Source organism: Lentilactobacillus sp. Marseille-Q4993 (assembly GCF_951230165.1).
In the GTDB taxonomy this organism is placed as follows: domain Bacteria; phylum Bacillota; class Bacilli; order Lactobacillales; family Lactobacillaceae; genus Lentilactobacillus.
In genome coordinates, this window is record NZ_CATNVB010000009.1 from 66,403 (window position 1) to 74,738 (window position 8,336).

Here is an 8,336-nt window from a genome sequence, read left to right on the forward strand (position 1 = left end):
AATGTAGGGAGACATAGCATGACAACAAGATTAGATGCACTTAGAGCTAGCTTTGAAAAATTTGGCATTGATTCAATCGTCATCACCAATCCGTTTAGCCTATACTACTTCGTTGGCTTTGCCGGATTGGAGGGTGATGGCTGTCTTGCCGTAACAAAGACCAAAGCCGAGCTAGTGACTGATGCCCGCTATCAAGACGACTTACCTAACTTTTTACCAGATGACATCGGATTCGAAATTACGCGAGCTTATTACTCAACCGCTCAAAGATTTCTTGATGGTGAAAATGCCAGTCATGTTGGATTTGAAGGCACCGTTTCCTATGATTTATATCGTCAACTAGCTGAGCTGTTTGGTGACAAATTGGTTCCAACCTCCGGACTGGTTGAAAAGCAGCGAGAAGTTAAAGATAAAGAGGAAATAGCTGCTTTGAGAAAAGCCACTAGGGTAACCAGCGAAAGCTACACTGAATTGCTAAGAGCCATTCAACCTGGATGGACTGAACTTCAAGCAGCCAATTGGTTGAATAACTGGATGCTGGAGCACGGCGCCACTAAGCCAAGTTTTGATACCATTGTCGCTAGTGGGTTCAGGTCAGCTCTCCCTCACGGATCAGCTACCTCCAAGGAAATTAAGCAAGGCGAACTAGTGACAGTTGATTACGGTTACTACTTCGACGGCTACACTTCCGATATGACCAGAACCTTTGCCGTTGGTGATCCTGGTGAAGAATTAAAGCACGTTTATGATGTAGTTGCTGAAGCTCAAGCCAGAATGATCGATGTCATGATTCCAGGTAAGGATGGCAAGACGGTAGACGCAGCCGGGCGCGACTATATCACCGAACAGGGATACGGCAAAGAATATAATCATGGTAGTGGTCATGGGATTGGTCTGGATATTCATGAAGGGCCAAACATGGGAATGCGATTCGATAAGGAAATCCTTGTCGAAAATAATGTTGTCACAGCTGAGCCTGGAGTTTACTTAGTAAACAAAGGTGGCGTTAGAATCGAAGACGACCTACTGATAACCAAAGCAGGTAACGAGGTTTTAACAACCGCACCTAAGCAACTGATAATTATCTAAATTCCTTCATCAACTAAACTAATTCGGCAGATTAATTCCCTAATCAGCAAAAAAAGTTAAGCAACTTACTTGGTTTTTAACACTAAAGTATGGAATAATTACAAAAAAGGTTGAGGGGGGTAATTAACCATGACAGGATCACACACTAATCATTCTACTAATGGCAGAAAAAATGACGGGAAGACCAAGTTATTCAAACCAACAATGGACTATGACTTGTCAGGTAAGAAGGTACTTATGGCTGGCTATGGAGACCACAAGGCTGTTGCCGAACAAGTTGTGGATGCTCACAACGTTGATGAGTTATGCCTATACGACGAGAAAACCCGTGGTAAAGGAATCCAAACCAATCTGAACAAAGCAATCAAACATGCGGATGTGGTATTGATAATGCTGAACTCAATCAGCCACAACACGGCCAATCATGCAATTTCCATTGCCCGTGAGCAAAAGAAATTAGTGGCTGCCACCAACGTTAATAGTCCTCTGGCTATTGAGCAGGCAATCAGCCGAGCTCTAAATCACCAACCAATTTACGTTCCCTCTCACCATGTGGTTGAATAGAAAATAAACGAACGTCAAGCTTATGGATAAAACAAATAAAGCGGCGCTGGAACATAACTAGATAAATCGAAAAAAGGTAGCGATAAATTTCATTTTCTTGAAATTTATCGCTACCTTTTTACTTTCATCCAAATCCTTGCTACACGCAGTAACCATCAGGACTGAGACCCATTATTCATGGCTCTCAGTTACTGTTGGTCTTGCGGGGGTGGGACGACGAAAGCATCTTCGTATGCTTTCTGTACCACTCCCTCTTTTTGTGTGCCTATTACATTTATCGCTTATTGTTTTTGTTCTTCATGAGCTTCTTTAATTTTCTTACCAAACTCAGTTTCATCAAAATGATCGATAACGTTTTGCAGGTCTGCTTTTGACAGACTGGCCCCAAACAACTCACTACCTGGTTCGGTCATAATTCCATCCGCCAAGTTGTAATGAATAACGGTATCAAATCCCATTGTGTTAACGAAATCTGCTACTTCATCAACCGCTTCGTGATCGTTACCAGTCACAAACAATGCCTTGCGGTCATCAGCCCCTTCAGGACGAGCATCTTCCTGCAAGTTATGATATCCCATATGGTTGAATGTCTTTACTAGCGTACTCTTGCTAAAGTACTGCTGAACTTGCTCACTGGAAGTCAACGATGGATCAAGAACTTCTTCTCGAATTCCATCCGTTTCCCACCAGTAATTCATCGCATCAATGACCAATTTACCCTTCAGCAATTTTGAATTGATGTTTTTGTAGCGACTAAGCGGAATTGCCAACAGAATAATATCGCTCTTGCTAACGACCCCCTGGTTAGTTGAAGCAATTGCCCCAGGCACCAAAGTTTCAATCGTGAGGGCAATCTTTTGAACGGATCCAGAACCAGAAATACGAACGTTATAGCCAGCCTTCAAAGCCAACTGAGCCAAAACGATACCAACTTTTCCAGCTCCTAGAATTCCAACTGTTTTAATTTCAGCCATGACTACCCCTCCTGTGACAAGATTTCCTTAACGCGAGGAATTACCTTTGTTCCGTATAACTCGATCATGCGTTCACGCTGAGCAGCTGTTTGGTTACCAGCCCCGTAAACTAGATCAAAACGGCCAAGGTCAAGTAACTTAATGGTTCTAGCCATTCTCTGGGCTACTCGCTCTGGGTCACCCACGTAGAATGAACCTGAACGGGTTTCACCATCGAACTGGTCACGACTCATTGGTGCCCAACCTCTAGTCAAACCGATCCGGTCAAAGTTAGCCTTGATGTTCTTCCAAGCAACCTCAACCGCTTCGTCATCATCATCAGCGATGAAGCCGTGAGAATGAACTGCAACTGGATGAGTTGGCATATTAAACTGTTCAGCTGCTCGTTTGTACAAATCAAGGTACGGAACAAAGCGGTCAGCTTGGCCACCGATAATTGCAAGGATTACTTTGTAGCCATACTTAGCGGTTCTAATTATTGACTCAGGTGAACCACCAATTCCAATGTAAGTGTCTAGGCCATCATAATCAGTCTTAGGATAGACATCCTGGTTCTTCAATGACTCAGTAAACTTGCCTGACCAAGTGATTGGCTTTTCTTTTCTTAATTGATCATACATTTCTAGTTTTTCATTAAATAGATCATCATAGTCGGTCAAGTCATAACCAAATAATGGGAATGATTCGGTGAATGATCCCCGACCTAGCATTACTTGAGCTCGACCTTCTGACAACCCTTCAAGGGTCGCAAATCTTTCGTATACTCGCACTGGATCGTCAGAACTGAGAACAGTAACTGCAGTTGCGAGTTTAATATTTTTAGTTACGGATGCAATTGCACCGAGTACGATTTCAGGACTTGAAACACTATAATCTGGGCGGTGATGCTCACCAACTCCAATTACATCAATCCCTAATTTATCAGCTAATTCGCCTTCCTTGACGATTTGTCTGATTGATTCGCCAGCTGTCTTTAAGCTGCCGTCTTCGTTTGCGACAATATCGCCGAAGGTTTCGATTCCAAATTCTAATTTATTTACGTCGACCATGTTGTTCCTCCTGATACTTACTTTTTGTAAGTGATGAGTTTAGAATATTATATTCACAGTGAAAATGCAACTATTATGATGATTTGTTAATAAAAAAAAGTCACCGGTGGTTACACATGTCTGCATAATTCGGTGACTCAAATCTCCATCATTTAAAAGCAATCATTCCAAACATTACTGCATCGAATACCCAGTGCATAATGAATGAGATCCAGATGTTCTTAGTTCGGATGTAGATTCCGGTATCAAACAACCGTGATGCCCCAATTACCAAGTACATTTGAGCAATGTTCCAGTTATAGGCGGAATAGTGCCCAGTTCCAAATACGATTATCGACACTAGCAAACCAATCCAGATACTAGCATTTCGAGATAAATGAAAGTGCTTATTGGCAATCACCATCGCTGCTAAGAATGGAATGATCGCCATCAGTTCTTCGTTCATCAAGGCAACTAAGTTTTCACCCATAAAGTGGAAATAGTGGCTTTCTCTAACGGCTCTAGTCCCATTTTCAAACGCTGAATTATTGATATTTGCAGAACCATGAATCATTTTAACCACAATCGATGAATAAGCCGTGGATAAAATCATCATGATGATACCAAAGCCAAGGTCCTTTAACTTGATTCGTTTGTATAAGTTTGAGAATTGCTGATTTCCAATATATTTGTAGATCAAAAAGAATCCAATTAATGGTACCAAAATTTGGTAAAGAACAATCCAGTTCCCCCCGGATTTAAGAACACTCGGAAAGAAGGTCTGTGGAATCAATGCTAAGAATTCAGCAAAGAACGCACCCACAATCATAAGAAGTAATCTTGTCATCGACAAGGTGTTACCATCCCTCATTAATGGAAACTCTTCATCATTACTTCTTTCTAAGAAAAACTTGTTTGATTTTGTCATCTATAATCCCTCCCCTTAACTATTTTCTGTTGCTAGTAAACCATTTTCAATTTTCAATTACAAGAATCTCGCCTGAAAAGTGAGAGTCCGTTGGTATGTAAGGGTTTTCGTTAATAATTCATTCAAAAATAATGCTTACGAAAAAAAATTATTTTTGCTACACTAATCGAGTTGTCTAAAAACACTGATATAGCAATAAAGGAGAATTATTTTGGAACAAACAAATATCAAAAAGCCATGGGCTGCCATGGCCGGATTACTCATGGGGGCATTCGTCGGAATGCTGAGTGAGACATCCCTCAACATCGCTCTACCCAAATTAATGCAAATTTTCAACCTGACTAATGGGTCAGTTCAATGGTTAGTAACGGGTTACATGCTCGTAATTGGAATTATTCTGCCATTTTCCAGTCTATTAACGAAATGGTTCACCACTCGGCAACTAACTATTTTTGCCTTGAGTACCACCTTAATTGGAGCAATTATTTCAGCTTTAGCACCTAACTTCCCAGTTTTATTAACAGGTCGAATGATTCAAGGACTTGGAATTGGGATTATCCTCCCCTTAATGTTTACAGTAACAATGTTAATTTTCCCACCAAACAAAATGGGAGCTGCAATGGGTGTCAACAGCTTGGTTATCATGGTTGCCCCTGCAATTGGCCCTACCATTACTGGAATCATTCTCGGAGTCGCTAGTTGGCAATACATCTTCTGGATGTTCGTTGTTATTTTACTGATTGGCCTGCTTGTTGCAATCAAGGCTGCCCCAAACGTTGGAACTATCACCAAACCAAAAGTTGATTTTCTGTCATTATTTGAATCAATCTTCTCTTTCGCAAGTATCGTTGTCGGGGTTAGTCTTGCCAGTCAATTTGGTTGGACAAATCCAATGGTACTTGGGGTTATTGTTTTTGGCCTAATTATCCTCGGCCTGTACATCAGTCGCCAACTTCACCTTGAAAACCCAATTTTGAATCTTCGGGTTTTTGCCATCAAGGAATTTAGAACCGGCTCAATCTTGGTAATGCTTGACTTTGCCGTTATTTTATCGTCAATGTACATTTTGCCCCAATTCATTCAAAACGGGTTACTACTTCCAGTTGCCATGACGGGAATTCTAATGCTTCCTGGTGGCGTGATCAACGCTTTGGTTTCTGCGGTTGCCGGCCGCCTTTATGATAATATCGGCCCTAAACTTCCAATCAGACTAGGTTTTATTGTTGCGTTGGTAGGAGCCGCATTACTTGCTATCGCCCCTGCATCAGCCGCAGTCTGGTTCATCGTTCTTGCCCATATCATTTTGATGATTGGGGCCCCAATGGCAATGTCTCCAGCTCAGACTTATGCTTTGAATTCATTAAGTGGTCCTCAATCAGCAGATGGTAGTACCATCATGAACACGATTCAGCAAATCGTCGGTGCCATTGCCACTGCAGTAGCAAGTAGTTTACTGACTTTTGGTGATAAAGCTGCTAATCATGTTAGCTCTGCCGTAGCATTTACCAACGGTAGTCACTTTGGTTTTTACTTTACAGTAGCTCTAATTATCATCGCAATCTTGATGTCATTAACAATCAAAGTTAAAAAGGATTAACTCAATTGCCTATTTGAGCATTAAAATGCTATCATTCATTTAAATGAAACGAAAAGGATGGCAAATTATGACTCCTCAAATCACAAACTTTAGGTCACTTGGTGGTTACTCGACCGCCAATGGTACCACTAAAGATGGGCTTCTTTACAGAAGTGGCCAGTTAGCTGATCTGTCAGATTCACAAGTTGATTTCTTAGCTAATGACTTAAAAATCAAGCGTATCGTTGACATGCGCGGAGCAGATGAGCTTAGCAAGGATCCCGATACTACGTGGCCAGGAGCTGATTACGAGAACTTAGATATCCTCGCAGACGCCACGGCCAACAATGCTAGTTTGGGGCGAATGATCACCGAGACTGGTAGTGTCTACGACAATATGATGTTCACTTACGAACAGCTAGCTACCAGTAACTCAGCCAGACAAGGTTATAAAACATTTTTGACTCAACTAGTTGAGAAAGATGAGCCAACTGTTTTTCATTGTTTTGCTGGTAAAGATAGAACTGGAGTTGGAGCAGCTATTATTCTCACCAGTGTTGGAGTCAGTGAAGACCAAGTATTTGAGGACTACCTGAAAACCAACGCATCTCGGCAAATCGAAAACGAAAAGATTCTCAAGTCACTTGAAGGGCAACTTACCGAGGAACAGCTAAAATCCGTTGGTGTAGCATTAAGAGTCAATCCAGACTACCTAAAACACTTCTTCGACACTGCGAAAAAAGAATTTGGGAGCTTTGATGCCTACCTTCACGACGGATTAAGCCTACCAACATATTTTGAAGATCGCTTAATTGAACAATACGTAAAATAAAAAGGATTTATAGCTCAAACTATCGCTGATCACTTCAACATAGTTTGTCACCTTAAATCCTTTTTTTCGTGGCATTAGTGACCACAAAAAGCTGCGGTGCCATTAGGGCGATCATAATCAACACAATTACTGCCACCACCGAATTAAGTAATGCTGACGTCCCATTGAAGGCTAATGAGTAAATATAAGGGTTAACCCCCTTGGGCATATACTCCCGTAGGACCACCGCACCAGCAATATAATGACAGGACCACGCCGCAACAGTCGCAATCACCGCAGCCAGTGATAATTCGAATAAATCAATTTTCAGTTTACTTTCCGTCACAATCACAATTTTATTAGCAAACAGACCCCCGATTCCTAACATCGTACTTGCAACTGGGAATTCAAGGATCAACTGAGCGACACTTAAAAATCCTCGAAAGGCAACACCATCTACAATTTGAACCAACCCAAACACAAACCCGGCAATCAGCCCTGCTTTCCCCCCACGGCGCAATGAAAACATAATCAGGGGAATTGCCCCCAGCTGGATTGCAATCGCACCATGAGGGGTTGATAGGGGCAAAAATGACAAAGCAGTCGCCATTGCAACAATTGCTGCTCCCTCCGTCAAGACTGATAGCTGTAGGCTTTGCTTATTCATTCAGATTAAACTCCTTAATTTTTAGTAATGATTTTTAACATTTCTTAACAATTTAGTATTATCTCTGTAATAGTTTGGTAACCATGCTTCAGTACAATGAGTCCTTGTAATCTTAAATTAGGACGGAAATTAATAAAAATGAAGTTAAAAAAGTTTATCATGATATTTACAGTAGTCATCGGGATCAACCTTGGTTTTTCATCATTCAGTAACCTCGCCCTAGACACAGAAGCAAAGACAACTAAAACAACTAAGAAGACCACTAAAAAGGTCAAGAAATCAAAGAAGAGCGTTCGCGGTAAAGCAGCAGTTACTAAAGCTCAATTTAGATTCCGCGGTGTTATCAAGTTCCACCACAGAAAGTGGACTTACTACACTGGAACTCGTTTCGCTGACGGTACCAGAAATCATGGTGGCTATGATAAGGACGGTTACGTAATCGTTTCTGCCCCAAGCTACATTAAGTTTGGAACTAAAATCATGACTCCACTTGGCTGGGGTAAGGTCCATGATCGTGGAACAGCAATGACTAAGTATCACTTTGATGTTGTTATCTAAATTTTAACCGAAACGAGGCTGGGACAAAAGTCCTAGTTAAAGCAAAAAAGCTTCGGAAATAAAAATTTCCGAGGCTTTTTTGCATTTTACGTAGCACAGAGAATTCAACTCTGCTATTCTTAAATCGACTAAAACCCAAGG

Annotated in this window: 9 protein-coding genes; 5 read left to right on the forward strand and 4 right to left on the reverse strand. The window is 41.4% G+C overall.

Annotated elements, in window-relative coordinates; genetic code table 11:
- Positions 1-18 precede the first annotated feature (18 nt).
- Together QOW94_RS05345 and QOW94_RS05350 are read left to right on the forward strand one after the other, a co-directional pair.
- Positions 19-1,089: a M24 family metallopeptidase gene (locus tag QOW94_RS05345; RefSeq protein WP_283679212.1), complete on the forward strand. Its 1,071-nt coding sequence runs from the start codon at positions 19-21 to the stop codon at positions 1,087-1,089.
- 129 nt (positions 1,090-1,218) lie between these two features.
- Positions 1,219-1,653, forward strand: a complete 435-nt coding sequence (locus tag QOW94_RS05350) for a DUF2325 domain-containing protein (RefSeq protein ID WP_283679213.1) — start codon at positions 1,219-1,221, stop codon at positions 1,651-1,653.
- Between the two features lie 281 nt (positions 1,654-1,934).
- On the opposite strand, the gene QOW94_RS05355 is transcribed toward QOW94_RS05350, so the two are convergent.
- The 3 genes from QOW94_RS05355 to QOW94_RS05365 form a co-directional block, all read right to left on the reverse strand.
- Positions 1,935-2,627: an NADPH-dependent F420 reductase gene (locus tag QOW94_RS05355; RefSeq protein ID WP_283679214.1), complete on the reverse strand. Its 693-nt coding sequence runs from the start codon at positions 2,625-2,627 to the stop codon at positions 1,935-1,937.
- A 2-nt stretch (positions 2,628-2,629) separates the two neighbouring features.
- A complete protein-coding gene (locus QOW94_RS05360) occupies positions 2,630-3,676 on the reverse strand; it encodes an LLM class flavin-dependent oxidoreductase (protein ID WP_283679215.1) in 1,047 nt (348 codons plus the stop codon).
- A gap of 148 nt (positions 3,677-3,824) precedes the next feature.
- Positions 3,825-4,583, reverse strand: coding sequence for a CPBP family intramembrane glutamic endopeptidase (locus QOW94_RS05365; protein WP_283679216.1), 759 nt, complete (start codon positions 4,581-4,583; stop codon positions 3,825-3,827).
- Positions 4,584-4,830: 247 nt separating this feature from the next.
- On the opposite strand from QOW94_RS05365, the gene QOW94_RS05370 reads away from it, so the two are divergent.
- Together QOW94_RS05370 and QOW94_RS05375 are read left to right on the forward strand one after the other, a co-directional pair.
- Complete coding sequence (locus QOW94_RS05370; RefSeq protein ID WP_283679222.1) at positions 4,831-6,180, forward strand: DHA2 family efflux MFS transporter permease subunit; 1,350 nt, start codon at positions 4,831-4,833, stop codon at positions 6,178-6,180.
- A 67-nt stretch (positions 6,181-6,247) separates the two neighbouring features.
- Entirely contained in the window at positions 6,248-6,991 is a 744-nt protein-coding gene (locus QOW94_RS05375; protein WP_502867245.1) for a tyrosine-protein phosphatase, read from the forward strand.
- A 52-nt stretch (positions 6,992-7,043) separates the two neighbouring features.
- On the opposite strand, the gene thiT is transcribed toward QOW94_RS05375, so the two are convergent.
- Positions 7,044-7,637: an energy-coupled thiamine transporter ThiT gene (thiT, locus tag QOW94_RS05380; RefSeq protein WP_283679218.1), complete on the reverse strand. Its 594-nt coding sequence runs from the start codon at positions 7,635-7,637 to the stop codon at positions 7,044-7,046.
- Positions 7,638-7,775: 138 nt separating this feature from the next.
- Here thiT and QOW94_RS05385 point away from each other — a divergent pair, with 138 nt between their 5' ends.
- Positions 7,776-8,195, forward strand: a complete 420-nt coding sequence (locus QOW94_RS05385; RefSeq protein WP_283679219.1) for a hypothetical protein — start codon at positions 7,776-7,778, stop codon at positions 8,193-8,195.
- The last annotated feature ends 141 nt before the right edge of the window (positions 8,196-8,336 follow it).

Coding starts and splice junctions, on each gene's coding strand:
- QOW94_RS05350 (WP_283679213.1), top strand. CDS start 1,219: ATGACAGGATCACACACTAATCATTCTACTAATGGCAGAAAAAATGAC.
- thiT (WP_283679218.1), bottom strand. CDS start 7,637: ATGAATAAGCAAAGCCTACAGCTATCAGTCTTGACGGAGGGAGCAGCA.
- QOW94_RS05375 (WP_502867245.1), top strand. CDS start 6,248: ATGACTCCTCAAATCACAAACTTTAGGTCACTTGGTGGTTACTCGACC.
- QOW94_RS05360 (WP_283679215.1), bottom strand. CDS start 3,676: ATGGTCGACGTAAATAAATTAGAATTTGGAATCGAAACCTTCGGCGAT.
- QOW94_RS05370 (WP_283679222.1), top strand. CDS start 4,831: ATGGCCGGATTACTCATGGGGGCATTCGTCGGAATGCTGAGTGAGACA.
- QOW94_RS05355 (WP_283679214.1), bottom strand. CDS start 2,627: ATGGCTGAAATTAAAACAGTTGGAATTCTAGGAGCTGGAAAAGTTGGT.
- QOW94_RS05385 (WP_283679219.1), top strand. CDS start 7,776: ATGAAGTTAAAAAAGTTTATCATGATATTTACAGTAGTCATCGGGATC.
- QOW94_RS05345 (WP_283679212.1), top strand. CDS start 19: ATGACAACAAGATTAGATGCACTTAGAGCTAGCTTTGAAAAATTTGGC.
- QOW94_RS05365 (WP_283679216.1), bottom strand. CDS start 4,583: ATGACAAAATCAAACAAGTTTTTCTTAGAAAGAAGTAATGATGAAGAG.